The 13,406-nt window shown below is 35.2% G+C and carries 11 protein-coding genes and 1 pseudogene; all 12 read left to right on the forward strand.

Annotated features, from left to right (window positions below; translation table 11 throughout):
* The first annotated feature begins 46 nt into the window (after positions 1 to 46).
* Complete coding sequence (locus AACK98_RS02250) at positions 47 to 1,108, forward strand: hypothetical protein (RefSeq protein ID WP_339041978.1); 1,062 nt, start codon at positions 47 to 49, stop codon at positions 1,106 to 1,108.
* A gap of 18 nt (positions 1,109 to 1,126) precedes the next feature.
* Positions 1,127 to 1,630: a flagellar assembly protein FliW gene (fliW, locus tag AACK98_RS02255; RefSeq protein ID WP_339041980.1), complete on the forward strand. Its 504-nt coding sequence runs from the start codon at positions 1,127 to 1,129 to the stop codon at positions 1,628 to 1,630.
* A gap of 385 nt (positions 1,631 to 2,015) precedes the next feature.
* Positions 2,016 to 2,417, forward strand: a pseudogene (gene tnpA, locus AACK98_RS02260) (IS200/IS605 family transposase); the annotation flags it as partial.
* Between the two features lie 215 nt (positions 2,418 to 2,632).
* Positions 2,633 to 3,865, forward strand: a complete 1,233-nt coding sequence (gene hemH, locus AACK98_RS02265; RefSeq protein WP_339041982.1) for a ferrochelatase — start codon at positions 2,633 to 2,635, stop codon at positions 3,863 to 3,865.
* 657 nt (positions 3,866 to 4,522) lie between these two features.
* Positions 4,523 to 6,256 carry a single-stranded-DNA-specific exonuclease RecJ gene (recJ, locus tag AACK98_RS02270; RefSeq protein ID WP_339041984.1) on the forward strand — a complete coding sequence of 578 codons (1,734 nt, stop codon included), beginning with the start codon at positions 4,523 to 4,525 and terminating at the stop codon, positions 6,254 to 6,256.
* Positions 6,249 to 7,265: an NAD(P)H-dependent glycerol-3-phosphate dehydrogenase gene (locus AACK98_RS02275; protein WP_339041986.1), complete on the forward strand. Its 1,017-nt coding sequence runs from the start codon at positions 6,249 to 6,251 to the stop codon at positions 7,263 to 7,265. The genes recJ and AACK98_RS02275 overlap by 8 nt, the downstream gene beginning before the upstream one ends.
* 343 nt (positions 7,266 to 7,608) lie before the next feature.
* Positions 7,609 to 8,427 (forward strand): endolytic transglycosylase MltG, encoded by an 819-nt coding sequence (gene mltG, locus AACK98_RS02280; RefSeq protein WP_339042530.1) that lies wholly within the window; start codon positions 7,609 to 7,611, stop codon positions 8,425 to 8,427.
* Positions 8,384 to 9,316 (forward strand): hypothetical protein, encoded by a 933-nt coding sequence (locus AACK98_RS02285; RefSeq protein WP_339042532.1) that lies wholly within the window; start codon positions 8,384 to 8,386, stop codon positions 9,314 to 9,316. Before mltG ends, AACK98_RS02285 begins: the two co-directional genes overlap by 44 nt.
* Before the next feature lie 387 nt (positions 9,317 to 9,703).
* Positions 9,704 to 10,822, forward strand: a complete 1,119-nt coding sequence (gene alr, locus AACK98_RS02290) for an alanine racemase (RefSeq protein WP_339041988.1) — start codon at positions 9,704 to 9,706, stop codon at positions 10,820 to 10,822.
* A 17-nt stretch (positions 10,823 to 10,839) separates the two neighbouring features.
* Entirely contained in the window at positions 10,840 to 11,613 is a 774-nt protein-coding gene (locus AACK98_RS02295; protein ID WP_410519928.1) for an MlaE family ABC transporter permease, read from the forward strand.
* A gap of 168 nt (positions 11,614 to 11,781) precedes the next feature.
* Positions 11,782 to 12,522 (forward strand): ABC transporter ATP-binding protein, encoded by a 741-nt coding sequence (locus tag AACK98_RS02300; protein WP_339041990.1) that lies wholly within the window; start codon positions 11,782 to 11,784, stop codon positions 12,520 to 12,522.
* Positions 12,523 to 12,560: 38 nt separating this feature from the next.
* Positions 12,561 to 13,244, forward strand: coding sequence for a CADD family putative folate metabolism protein (locus AACK98_RS02305; RefSeq protein WP_410520009.1), 684 nt, complete (start codon positions 12,561 to 12,563; stop codon positions 13,242 to 13,244).
* The last annotated feature ends 162 nt before the right edge of the window (positions 13,245 to 13,406 follow it).

Genomic DNA, 13,406 nt, shown 5'->3' on the forward strand with positions numbered 1-13,406 from the left:
TTACTTTACTTATAAATATTCTAATTTCTATAAAAGAGGTGTTTTTATGAGTTTTGGTGGTAATCCGATAGGTAGTTCAACTATAGGAATTGGTGCTAGTTATTCTAGTGCTTTTAAAAATATGAAAAAAGAATATGAAGGTATAACGTTATCTTCCAAAGAAGGCTCAAAAGCTGCAGGTGGTTGGCATAATATGCAAAGTGATGAAGTAGGGAAGGCGTTACATAAGCAGCAATTAGCTGCAAATTATAAGCAACATACTTCGTCACTTGAGATGCTATCTGAAAATGTTGGAATGATGCACGATATAGTAAATGGTATAAGAGAGAATGTGGAAAAGGCTGTGGAGTCTATGCAATATAAGTCGCTCGGTTTGTCTTGGAAAGACCGTGAGGAGCGCATAAAACAGATGGAATATTACTTAGGGCGGATCGAAGAATCTCTAAATGCAAAACATAGTAATGGTGAGTATATATTTGGTGGTGCTAGGTCTGATTCTACTCCTGTTGGTGAAATAGTGAAAAACAGTAATATTATCTCATCTGAAAGTGGGATGTTAGCTGATGATACTGTTACTAGCGTGTACTATAATGGTGATACTAATCCTGCTATCTCATATACAATTGGCAATTCTAATAGCATAAAATTGAATTTTAATGCTGCAGATCCTGGTGTGCGCAAGGCAATTGCTGCATTACATTATTGCATAGACGCTGAAAAGAAGTTTAATAAGTTTAATCAAATAAAGGAAAGTGGTATAGATCCTCAGGAAAATGGCATGAAGGATGATGAATATATAGATGAGTATAAATATATCGCGCGTATGGAACACGCTGAAAAAGTTGGTGATGAGGCTGTGAAGTCGCTAGGCGGTTCGATTTCAGATATTGCAATGATTTTACAGCATATTGAGATAGATAAAGGAGAAAACAAGAGAATGTTGAGTGAAACAGAAGGATCGCTTAACGATTTAATGACGTATGATCAAATAGATCTACATAGATTTTTAATGGCATATTATGAGCAGCTAAATGCACTATCGAATATATATATGCTTTCTCATAAATTAGAGAATAATTTTATTAATAATTTGGCTTCAATGTCATAATACTTGAGGGGTATATGTATGAAAAGTACTGATATGGATGGAAATTGCAGAACATATACTGGCTCATATGCTGGTTCAATTTCAGAGGGATTTGCTGGAGCGTGTCCAGGTTCTAGTACGCGTCAATCACTTCTGATTCCATCTGGATTGATAGGTTTTAGTGGTTATCATAGTTATGTGCTTTCACATGTACCATATAGAAATTTAGCAAATTTTAAGGTTTTACAGAGTGTTGAAAACTCTAGAATAGCTTTTTTAGTGTTGCAGTTGAATCCTTTTAACTCTGTCATGAGCGTTTCAGATATTGAATTTATAGCGGAAGTTATGAATGTAAAAATCATCAATTTACAAGTATTATTGGTAGCTACACCTCAGCTTTCAGAAGATGGTAAATATAACATAACGCTAAATACTAAAGCTCCAATTTTTGTGGATAAGTCTAACAATATAGCTATGCAATATGTATTACAATCTTCGCATTATAACACAAAGCATAAATATTGTGTAGGGATAACTCAGTGATTGTAGGTATTATCAGTGCTTCTCTTGCTAGTTTGATTTTTTGCTGAGTGAAAATCAGGATAATGTAGAATCTAAATTCAAAGCATTTGAAGTGACAATACTTTTTATAAACTATTAACAGTGCTATAATGCTTACCAGGTCGCCTGCCTCATAACTCTAAGAAGCGCAGGAATTTGACTACTTACCTTCAAACTTGGATATCTCTGATTATTTTACTTGCTCGGTTAAGGTTTGGAAACAAATCTAAAATGCTTGTTGCTACTTTATGTAGTTATATGTGATATGGTTAAGACCCTCGCCTTTAGGCGAACACTTTAGTATTAGTTATCTAGGAAATGTGCTAAGGGAGGACGAATGGAATATAGGAGATGATCCCACAGCCTATATGACCTAAAGTATCATATAGTATTTTGTACTAAGTATAGGTATAGAGTTTTAACTGGGCAAGTTGCGATTAGAACTAGGGAAGTAATCCGAGAAATATGTGCTGCTAATTACATAAATATAATTAGTGGCAGTATGAGTCCTGATCACGTACATATATTAGCATTGGTTCCGCCTAGTATATCAATATCTAAAGCTGTGCAATATATTAAAGGTATAAGTAGTCGTAAGTTGCTACAGGAATTTGCACTGCTCCGTAAGCGGTATTGTGGACAACATCTTTGGGCCAGAGGGTATTTTGTTGTGACAGTTGGCAATGTGAATTCAGAAGAAGTGCAAAAATATATAGAACAGCATGAGGAACATCACAAAAAAGATGATTTTAGAATATCAGAGTTTTAGCGTTTACGCTTTTAATCTGCTTTGCAAGCGTTACACAAACTACCGCGCTTTAGCCGGTAGTAATTGATAACTGTCTGTAAGATCAAATCTTGACTTCTACAACTTATGTGTATATACAAAATACATAAAGAGCATTCTACATATGTCAATTTTGAAGTCTAACTTCATATGTATGCAAGTTAAATACCAACTCTTCATTTCCCTACGCGGTATACATGGATAAAAAAATAGCTGTTGTATTATTTAATTTAGGAGGGCCGAGTAGTAGAGACGCTATAAAGCCATTTTTATTTAATTTATTCTATGATCGCGCAATCATTAGAATGTCAAATCCCTTCAGGTTCTTGCTTGCGAAATTCATATCATATAAGCGTGAAGTAAATGCTATAAAAGCATATATGAAAATTGGTGGTAGTTCCCCTCTACTTTCACATACTATAAAGCAAGCGGATGCTTTAGAGGATTTGCTTAACGCTACTAAAAGATCTGATTATTGTTGCTCTTATGCTGACATGATATTTGAAGAGAACATAAATACTGGTGTATCTGTGATGTCTAAAGATATCATAGAAAATGTAATGGAATTTTCAAAGCAAGGACAGTACCATAATACGTATAAAGTATTCATAGGGATGCGATATTGGCATCCTTTTATTGAGAGTGTAGTGCATGATGTGCTTAATTTCTCTCCAGAGAAAATCATACTATTGCCGCTATACCCTCAATTTTCAACTACAACAACTGGATCATCATTTAACGCTTGGAAGAAAATTATACGCGGTACAAAACTAGAAAATGTAGAGAGTCACTACATATGCTGCTATTATAATAATGAGAAATTTATAGAAGCACACACAGAACTTATATTGCAAGAATATAATGAAGCTATAAAGTATGGAAGACCGCGTATATTATTTTCTGGTCATAGTTTGCCACAGAGCATAATAGATTCAGGTGACTCATATCAATTCCAAGTGGAGGAAACAACTAAGTTAATAGTTAAGAAGCTAAAAGAGCATTTTGGAAGTATAGACTATAGAGTATGTTACCAGAGCAAGGTTGGGCCAATGAAATGGTTGTCGCCATCTACAGAATCTGAAATCATTGCTGCTGCGAGTGAGAAATGTCCAGTTGTCATAGTCCCTATAGCGTTTGTTTCTGAGCATATTGAGACATTGGTTGAGCTTGATATAGAATATAAGAAGCTTGCAAGTAAATTAGGAATTGAGCACTATTTTAGGGTGTCTGCGTTGCAAACAAATAAAAAATTTATTGATTGTCTTGCAAGGTTATGCACAAATAATTATAATTGTGACGGTGAAGTATTAGAGCAGGATAATGTAAAGTTTTGCTCAGGTGATGATTATCAAAGTGAAGCTAATGCTTCGTATTATAAAAAGAAAAGATGTAGTGATTTTATAAAATGCTTTAAAAGGAATAGTTGTTAGTTAGTTGCTCGTATCATAACTCTTGAAGGTGGAGTCTTTATGTTGGCATGCAAGCAATTATAATGCGCCGAAAGTCTAGCAGAAAAAGTGGCAAAATTGCCAAAAACCTTATGGATTTTGTTAGATACTACCTTCATAAGTGCGCGCGTGTGAATTTAATGGCATGATTTTTAGGGTCCCAGTTGAATTTCTGCATCAAATATTTTGTGAAGAAATAAACGAAGTAATACTTGAAAATCAGGTTAAAGGAGTCTGCGAAAGTGACTTTACTGGCAGTGCCTAAAGTAATATTTGTAAGCATCGGACAAATTATAGCAACTCCCACATGTATGCTATTATTTGTGAGGGTTTGTATAAGTGTCTGAAAATTAGCGCGGGGTTGTGCCTAAAAGCTAATTTTTGTACGTTCAACTTTCCGCAAACATTTATTTGGGCGGCTAATAGATTTTTGAAGGATTGACTAGTTAAAAGTGACTAATGCAAGTGATTACTTTGTTGTGCAAGCATTTATTAATGCAATACATAGCAGAATTATTTTTTGTGCTTTATGCAAGCAGTGGTTATTAGTCAAAACACGGAGCTGCAGTTTATATAACAATGGATAGTAGAAGATTAGGTTTAGAATTGAGGCCTTCTTTAAGAAAGCTCTCATGGTGTGTGCTTGAAGCAGATGAGCGAAAAGTGCTTTATCTTTGCCAAGTGCTTGGTATTCATGAGGTGCTATCTAGAGTGCTTGTAAATCGTGGTTATTCTGATCCAGATATGGCTGCTAAATTTCTTATTCCTAAAGTGAAAGACTCACTTCCAGATCCATTTCTTCTGAAAGACATAGATATTGCAGCAGATCGTATAATTTCTGCAATACAGAATCAAGAGAAGGTAACCATTTTTGCAGATTATGACGTAGACGGTGCAACCTCATCTGCATTGCTTAAGAAGTTTCTCTGTGAGTGTGGAATTTCACCTGACATATATATTCCGCACAGAATCAATGAAGGGTATGGTCCCAGCATAGGTGCTATCCAACAGATAAAAGCAAATGGTACAAGTCTTTTAATTACAGTTGATTGTGGAACAACAGCATTTGAGCCGCTGAGTGAAGCAAAGAAAATAGGTCTTGATGTAATTGTACTTGATCATCACATGGCAGATGGAAAGCTGCCTGACGCGCTTGCAATTGTGAATCCCAACAGGTTAGATGACGATTTTCCATACAAAAGTATAGCAGCTGTTGCTGTAACATTCATGACTGTGATAGCTGTGCGTACTAAGTTAAGAAAGATAAACTGGTTTGGAACTAATAAGGAGCCAGATTTAATTCAATATTTAGATCTAGTGGCACTTGGTACAGTTTGTGATATTATGCCTCTTACTGGTTTAAATAGAGCATTTGTTGCTCAAGGATTGCAACTTATTGCAAAGAGGAATAATTTAGGGCTTAGGATGATTGCTGATGTTGTAAAGTTGGACGCAAAACCTCGCAGCTTTCATCTTGGATACATAATAGGACCAAGGATAAATGCAGGTGGTAGGATAAGCAAGCCAGAACTTGGTGCTACACTACTAACAACTATAGACCCTATAGAAGCTCATGATATAGCAAGTAAGCTGAATATGCTCAATCAAGAGAGAATGGAGATTGAAAAGCAGGCGCTTGATGAAATAATCTCACAAATCGAGCTAGAGGTTAGTGAGTTGCCAGTAATATTTGCTGTGGGTGAAAATTGGCATATTGGAGTTCTTGGGATCTTAGCAAGTCGCATGAAAGAGCAGTATAATAAGCCGTCAATAGTGATTTCTGTAAGTGGTGGAGTAGGTAAAGGTTCTGCAAGGTCTATACATGGTATAGACCTTGGCTTAATTATACAGTCTGCTAAGGAAATGAATATGTTGATAGATGGTGGCGGGCATGCGATGGCTGGCGGATTCACAATAGACTTATCGAAAGTTAATGAATTTAAGGATTTCGTACAAAAAAAAATAATGGCTATCAAATATATAGATAACTTATTTGAAGAAGCACTTGAGCTTAAAGTAGATTCTGTCATAACTGTTCATACTGCCAATGATAATCTTATCGAAATTTTGGAAAAAGCAGAGCCATTTGGTAATGGTAATCCTCAGCCTAGATTTGCTATACTGAATGCTATAGTGTTGCGCGCAACTCAATTTGGGTCTTCGCATATATCATTATTGATTCGAGATCAAGACGATATAATTTCACGCAAGACTCTTAAGTGTCTATTTTTTAAAGCTTTGGAAAAAGATTATGGGCAGCTATTGCTTAATTCAGTAAATAAAACGTTAGATGTAGTTGGTACTCTTCAGAGTGACGACTGGGAAAGAAGTAAGGTAAAATTTATTATAGAAGATATTACTTTTCATGGATGATATAGAATTCAGAAGAAATCTTGAGAACTTCTCAGCATTTGCAAGAGTAGGAATAATTGGTATGGGTGCTTGGGGTTCTGCTGTTTCTTTACTTGCTGCGCCAAAAGCAGCTAGTATAGTTTGTTATACAAAAAATTATGAAAAGTTGCATAGCAAGCTTCTGCCATATCAAGATAAAATAGAGGTTGTTGATTCTTTCTTGCCACTGAGAGAGGTGGATTTAATATGTATATCAGTGCCTGCTCAAGCTTTTCGGTCTATAATGTCGGAATTATCGCTGAGCGTTGATCTTGGTTGTAAGACATTGCTGATTTGTTCAAAAGGTATAGAAAATGAGACTTGCGCTTTGATGAGTGACATAAGTGATGAAGTATCTAATAATGCACCTGTTGCTGTGCTATCTGGGCCTAATTTTGCAAGTGAGGTTATGCTTGGAAAGCCAGCAGCAACGGTAATTGCATGCCAAAAGTTAGATGTAGCAGCTAAAATTATCAATGCATTTTCCAGTCAAATATTCAGGCCATATTACTCAGATGATATATATGGTGTGCAGATATGTGGTGCTGCGAAAAATGTAATAGCTATAGCAGCAGGTGTCATTTCAGCACTGGATTTCGGACAAAATGCTCATGCTGCACTTATCGCAAGGGGCTTGGTAGAAATAGGAAGGCTCATTACAAGGCGTGGTGGGCAGTATAAAACACTCAATGGACTTGCAGGTGTTGGTGATTTAGTATTGACATGCGGTAGTAATGAATCAAGGAATAGAAAATTTGGCTCTGATATCATAACAACAAAAAATAGCGTACAAGATCTAGTATCAAAAAGTACTGTAGAAGGATATTATACTGCAAAAAGCCTGCACGATCTTGGAAAGAGACTCAATATTGAAATGCCTATAGTTGAATGCATATATGAATTGCTTTATAAAGGTGGTGATGCACATTCTGTGATTGAAAGAGTGCTTAGCAGGCCTCTATCGCTAGATTCGCATTTTTATAGCTTATAAAGCAAATAATGTATTATAGCAACAATATCTATTAGAAATATGAATTGTTCGTCTAAATTTGCAATGTGCTGGAAAGATATAAATGATACGGCGGATTTTTCTATTGTTTTGGTTTTTGAAATGGATTTTATATCGGCAAAGACAATTTTATTGTATTTGTTTTAATTATAATTGCTGTGTAGCTTAAATGAGAAAGTGTAAAATATCCGTTATATTTCTCTGTGTAGTTGTTGGGTTATGCTATATGGTGTATAATTTTTATTTAAGAGTGTTACATTATGAGTCTGGGGTGAGTGTTGAAATTATAATAAAGCCATATACTAAAACTTACGCTATAGCTTCAATGCTTGAAGAAAGAGAGCTCATAAAAAATAGATACTTTTTTTATATTGTGGCAAGGTACTTACAGATTATGCATGGAAAGAAGCTTCAAGCGGGGGAGTATAGGTTTGAGGGTAATCTGACTCAGCCAGAGATTTTAGACAAGATTGTTAATGGAAGAGTATTTATACGCAAATTAACTGTACCTGAAGGGTATACCATTTCACAGATTAATTTTCTTATGGATGCTGCGGAAGGAATCAAGAAGTCTAATGATGCTATTAAAGTTGTTGAAGGGTCATTGTTACCTGGAACTTATCTTTATACATATGGTACAGAAAGTGATATTATGGTTGAAAAGATGTCACTTGAAATGGAAAAATTCTTAGAAGAAGCGTGGGAAGGTTGTAGCGCATTTTCAAGGTCATTACTTGGGACAAAGGATAATGCTTTGATTCTTGCATCTATAGTTGAGAGAGAAACAGGGCTTGATAGTGAGAGAACATTAATAGCTAGAGTTTATCTAAATAGATTGGCAAAAAGTATGCCTTTGCAAGCGGATCCTACTGTTATATACGGCATAACAGGTGGTAGTGGAGTATTTGATCGAAAGTTGACTTTTAATGACTTAAAATATGATTCGCCGTATAATACATATATAACTCGTGAACTTCCACCGATGCCTATTTGTAATCCTGGTAGAGCTTCTATACTTGCAGCTATGCATCCAGCTGAAAGTGATGCGCTTTACTTTGTTGCTGATGGATCTGGTGGACATGTATTTTCTAAGACTTTTGATGAACATAAAGCAAGCATTAGAGAAATCAGAAATAGAGATTAGTAACAACTCTTTCATAAATGCAGATAGTTGGCTGTTAAATGATAATTATATCTCATTTGAGGATTTTCTAATCCCTCATTTTATCGATTTTATTGAAAGGCGGTATGCCATTTACCTCGAAGTTGGCGTAGAGCTTGAGTTTTATGTATTAAATGTTTCATCTGAAAATCTTGAACATTTTTTAGCTGAGCTGCAATCTACTGGTATCAATTGTCAAAAAGAAAGAGGAGAGAATCAGTACGAAGTTATAGTACCGCACCAGAGAATTTCAAAGCAATTCCTGCAACATATTTCAGGGTATAAGGCGTATATAGAGAGTGCGAGCGCAAAATATGGTATAAATACCATTTTTGATGGTATGCCATATGAGAATGATTATGGTTCTGCTACGCATTTTCATGTTAGTGCAATGTGTATCAAGGATAATATAAACTTATTTTCCGAAGGAGAAATAGCGAAAAATAAGTTGCTGCTGAACTTTATTGCTGGAATTTTGAAGAATGTTAAAGCAGCCACTTATTTTTTAATAGGAGACCTTGAAGCAGAATATAAAAGGTTTCGCAGTGGATTTTTAGCTCCAACTCATATAGCATGGGGTGGAAATAATAGAACTGCGCTTGTTAGGATTCCGGACTCTCCAAAGCAGAGTAGGCGATTTGAGTTTCGTCTTCCATCTTCGAGCTCAGATATATACCGCAGTGTATTATTTTTATTGGTTTCACTAATTACTGGTGTAGAAGAAGGATTACTGCCAATTCCAAGGCTATATGGCAATGCCTACGATCCTCAATACTCTCTTACTCCACTTTCAACTTCTGTGTGTGAAGCAAAAAATGAGCATAATTTTGATTATATTATGCAGCGTGCCTTCTTTTTAACTTTATTATAATTTTATAACAACTCTTCATTTACATGCGGTATGCTTATATCTCATTTACCTCGTATATCAAGAAATAATATATCTATTGATAATAAAATATAGCATTAATAAGTATGAAATGGTGCTTGGAGCGCAAAAATAGCGCTTTAAATCCGTAAGAAAATGTTATAATAAATGCAAAAACCTTACGGATTTTGTGAAAGTAGTGTTTGTAGGGCACATGATGATAATAATATATCCAAAAATTAGCGCATGGCTAAGTCCTGAGCTAATTTTTACACATTTCACTTCTCCACAAAAATTTATTTGTTTGTGCAAATCAATTTTTGGTGGATGGAGTAGTTTATTATACAAACTTGAAAAGCAACAATCTATAAGTTACAATACACACAAAAAATGCTTAGTTTTCCTAAAATTACTGTACAGATAGACCTGAGAAAAGTAGCAAGGAATTTTGAAATTTTGGAGAGAATTGTATGTTCAGTTGAGCGAAAAAAGAATGGTGCTGATGTTGCCGCAGTCGTGAAAGCAGATGCGTATGGGCTGGGTGCCATAAAGATAGCTGAAAAACTTACAAGTGTTGGATGTAAAAGTTTTTTCGTAGCAACTTTGGATGAAGCTATATCTCTGAGAAAAGGTCTTGTTGATTGTAATCCAAATATCTATATATTGCATGGAATTGACAACAAGGAAGAAGCTATAGCATGTGAGAGTCATTGCTTAATTCCTGTGTTAAATAATATGTATCAAGTATCTGTTTGGGATGATTGTGCTAAAGTACTGGACAAGGGGTTGAATGCTATACTGCATATAGATACTGGTCTAAATAGGCTGGGAGTTAATCACAGTGAGTTGCTAGAATTTTTGGAGAATAAACCAAGTGGCATAAAGCTTGAATATGTAATGAGTCATCTTGCTTGTGCTGAGGAAAATGATAATCCAAGAAATAGAGAGCAACTTGAGCTCTTTGTGTCGTATCAAGAATATTTTAAAGATACAAAATTCTCTTTTGCAAATTCTTCAGGGGTCTTTTTAGGTGCAGAGTATCACTTTGATTTAGTGAGATCTGGTTGTGCACTTTTTGGCATTAACCCGATCTCAGGTGGTGATAATCCCATGTTGGGTGTAATTAGTGCGACTGCTAGAGTAATACAAAAAAAAGTCCTGGAAAGAAGTGGATATATCGGTTACAAAAATTCTCATAGAGCAGAAGCTGGAACTAAGTGTTTTGTAGTATCGTGTGGATATGCAGATGGATATAGTAGAGGTTTAAGTAATAAAGGTTTTTGCTATGCAGGTGGATCTTATCTGCCTGTAGTTGGGATAATTAGTATGGATCTTGTAGTGTTTGATGCTTCTAAGCTTTCAGAAGAAATGTTTAATTCTGTTAAACATGTAGAATTATTAGGTGACAATATAAAGATAGACGAAGTTGCAAAACATGCTGGCACTATATCTTATGAGATTATCGCGACAAAATTTGGTAAGCGTTGTAATAGGATTTATATAGACTGAAGATGAATAATTTTTGGATGAGACCTAATTTTCTGCAAATGATTGGATTTCTTTGTTCCATATTATCTGCGGCATGTGGTAGAGTAGCAATCTTTACTGCAGGGGTTTTATATTCTGTTATGAAGCCACCATTCCATCTTAGAGCTTTTTTAAGACAGATGGTAGAAATCGGGTATTATTCATTGCCAGTTGTTGGGCTGACTGCACTTTTTACAGGTGCTGTACTGGCTTTGCAGAGTTACACTGGTTTTGCTAGAATAAATGCTTCAAGTGCTGTTGCTTCGGTCGTTGCACTTTCAATTACTAGAGAGCTTGGTCCTGTGCTTGCAGGATTGATGTTGGCTGGTAGAATTTCGGCAGCGATTGCAGCTGAAATAGGAACTATGCGTGTAACAGAGCAAATAGATGCGCTTTATACTCTTAGTACTGATCCAATGAAATATTTAGTGGTACCGAGGGTCTTGGCTGGAGTATTAATGCTTCCAATTTTGGTTTTGGTTGCAGATATAATAGGGGTTTTTGGTGGGTATTTGATCGCAGCATATAAATTAGGTTTCTCACCCGAGATGTATTTAATAAATACTGTTAATATACTTGAGTTTAGTGACATTTTTTCTGGGGTAATTAAGGCTTGTGTCTTTGGGTTCATAGTTTCATTGATTGGGTGTTTTTGTGGATATTTCTCAAAAGGTGGAGCTCAAGGAGTTGGAAGTGCTACAACATCTGCTGTAGTGCTATCTTCTATAATGATTTTATTAGCAAATTACATAATTACTGGATTATTATTCTAAGATGAGTATTAACTGAAAATTGCAATCTAATTCATTGATTAAATTTGCGTTGTTTAATTATAAAATTTGTTCTATCTATTAAAGTATGTTAAGTAAAGTGATTAATATGGGTAAAATCTATATTTTATTGTCCATATTTAATGTGGGGTATTCAGCTTAAATTATTATATGCATTCAAGAGTCAAAATAGAAGTCAAAGGCTTGAATAAGACATTTGGAGCTAATCATGTTCTAAAAGATATAGATCTTGATATTAGATATGAAGAGTCGCTTGCAGTCATTGGAGGCTCAGGAAGTGGTAAATCTGTGTTGCTGAGATGTATAGCGGGCCTTTTTATCCCTGATGATGGAAGCTCCGTTACAATAGATCATGAAATTGTAACATATAAACATATATCACAACGTACCAGTTTTGCTAAAAAATTTGGTATGTTATTTCAAAATGGAGCTTTGTTTGATAGTTTGCCAATATGGCAAAATGTTGCCTTTGGTTTACTGAGAGTAGGAAAATTTAGCAAGGATGAAGCAAGAAAGATTGCTGTAGACAAGCTTACAATGGTGGAATTGAATAGTAACATAATAGATTTATATCCATCTGAGCTTTCTGGCGGAATGCAAAAGAGAGTCGCTCTTGCAAGAGCGATTGCAACTGAGCCAGAAATAATATTCTTTGATGAACCAACATCAGGTCTTGACCCAATTACCGCAAGATCAATTACTAAGTTGATTAAGGATTTAGCAAGACATCTACACGCAACAACTGTTATAATTACACATGATATGTTTTGTATGCGAAATATATCTGATAAAGTTGCTGTAATAAAAGATGGTCAAATTATTTGGCATGGCAATATAGCAGATATAGAAAAAGTTCAAAATAGCTATATACAGGATTTCATAGCAGTTTGAATTTTTCATAAAAAATTTGGTAAAGATTTATGGAGGCATTGATAATGATAAATGAGTTAATTAAGGAACTTGAAAGTTTAAGTTTGCTAAAGCATCCGTTTTACCAAGCTTGGAATGATGGTATATTAAACAAGGAAATATTAGCTGATTACGCATGTCAATATTTCCATAATGTTGATGCTTTTCCGAGATACTTAAGTACTATTCATTCTAGGTGTTACGATATCAAAATTAGACAGGTTCTGCTAGGTAATCTGGTTGAAGAGGAAAGTGGAGATGAAAATCATCCTGAGCTTTGGAAAAGATTTGCAAGAAGTCTTGGGGTTTCTGATAGCATGATTGAAAGCAGTGTTCCTTATGCGAAAACTAAAGAGTTGATTGATGGTTTTTTTAATATATGCAAAAGCTCTGTTGCGGCAGGTATAGGAGCCCTTTTTGCATATGAGAGGCAGATTCCTGAGATTGCGCAATCAAAAATTGATGGTCTTTGTAAATTTTATAACTTCTCATCTAGTGATGCTGGGTTGAAATTTTTCTATGTGCATATAGAGGCCGATGAGTGGCATTCACAAGAGTGCGTTCAGCTTATTGAAGCTTTGGATCCGTCTTCGCGAGAAGTGGCTTATAAGGGTGCTGTAAAGGGTGCAAAGTTGCTTTGGCAGTTTCTTGATGGTATTTGTGAATCTGAGGTTTTTAAACGCTATTGTTCAGTTGCTTTTTAGTAAGCATTTCACAAAACCAGTAAAGAATATTTCTTGCAAAGTAGTGGATTGCATATATTGAATTTAAATAATGAGGAAGGGTGGATATTTGATTTATGTGCTATTTTTCGTATAGTATTAATTCTGATACTTGCAATCAACATAAATCCTCTAACTTCTTAT

Origin of the sequence: Candidatus Lariskella endosymbiont of Hedychridium roseum, from assembly GCF_964020185.1 — a bacterium.
Lineage (GTDB): Bacteria > Pseudomonadota > Alphaproteobacteria > Rickettsiales > Midichloriaceae > Lariskella.

Coding starts and splice junctions, on each gene's coding strand:
- AACK98_RS02250 (WP_339041978.1), top strand. CDS start 47: ATGAGTTTTGGTGGTAATCCGATAGGTAGTTCAACTATAGGAATTGGT.
- fliW (WP_339041980.1), top strand. CDS start 1,127: ATGAAAAGTACTGATATGGATGGAAATTGCAGAACATATACTGGCTCA.
- hemH (WP_339041982.1), top strand. CDS start 2,633: ATGGATAAAAAAATAGCTGTTGTATTATTTAATTTAGGAGGGCCGAGT.
- AACK98_RS02275 (WP_339041986.1), top strand. CDS start 6,249: ATGGATGATATAGAATTCAGAAGAAATCTTGAGAACTTCTCAGCATTT.
- mltG (WP_339042530.1), top strand. CDS start 7,609: ATGCTTGAAGAAAGAGAGCTCATAAAAAATAGATACTTTTTTTATATT.
- AACK98_RS02285 (WP_339042532.1), top strand. CDS start 8,384: ATGAACATAAAGCAAGCATTAGAGAAATCAGAAATAGAGATTAGTAAC.
- alr (WP_339041988.1), top strand. CDS start 9,704: ATGCTTAGTTTTCCTAAAATTACTGTACAGATAGACCTGAGAAAAGTA.
- AACK98_RS02295 (WP_410519928.1), top strand. CDS start 10,840: ATGAGACCTAATTTTCTGCAAATGATTGGATTTCTTTGTTCCATATTA.
- AACK98_RS02300 (WP_339041990.1), top strand. CDS start 11,782: ATGCATTCAAGAGTCAAAATAGAAGTCAAAGGCTTGAATAAGACATTT.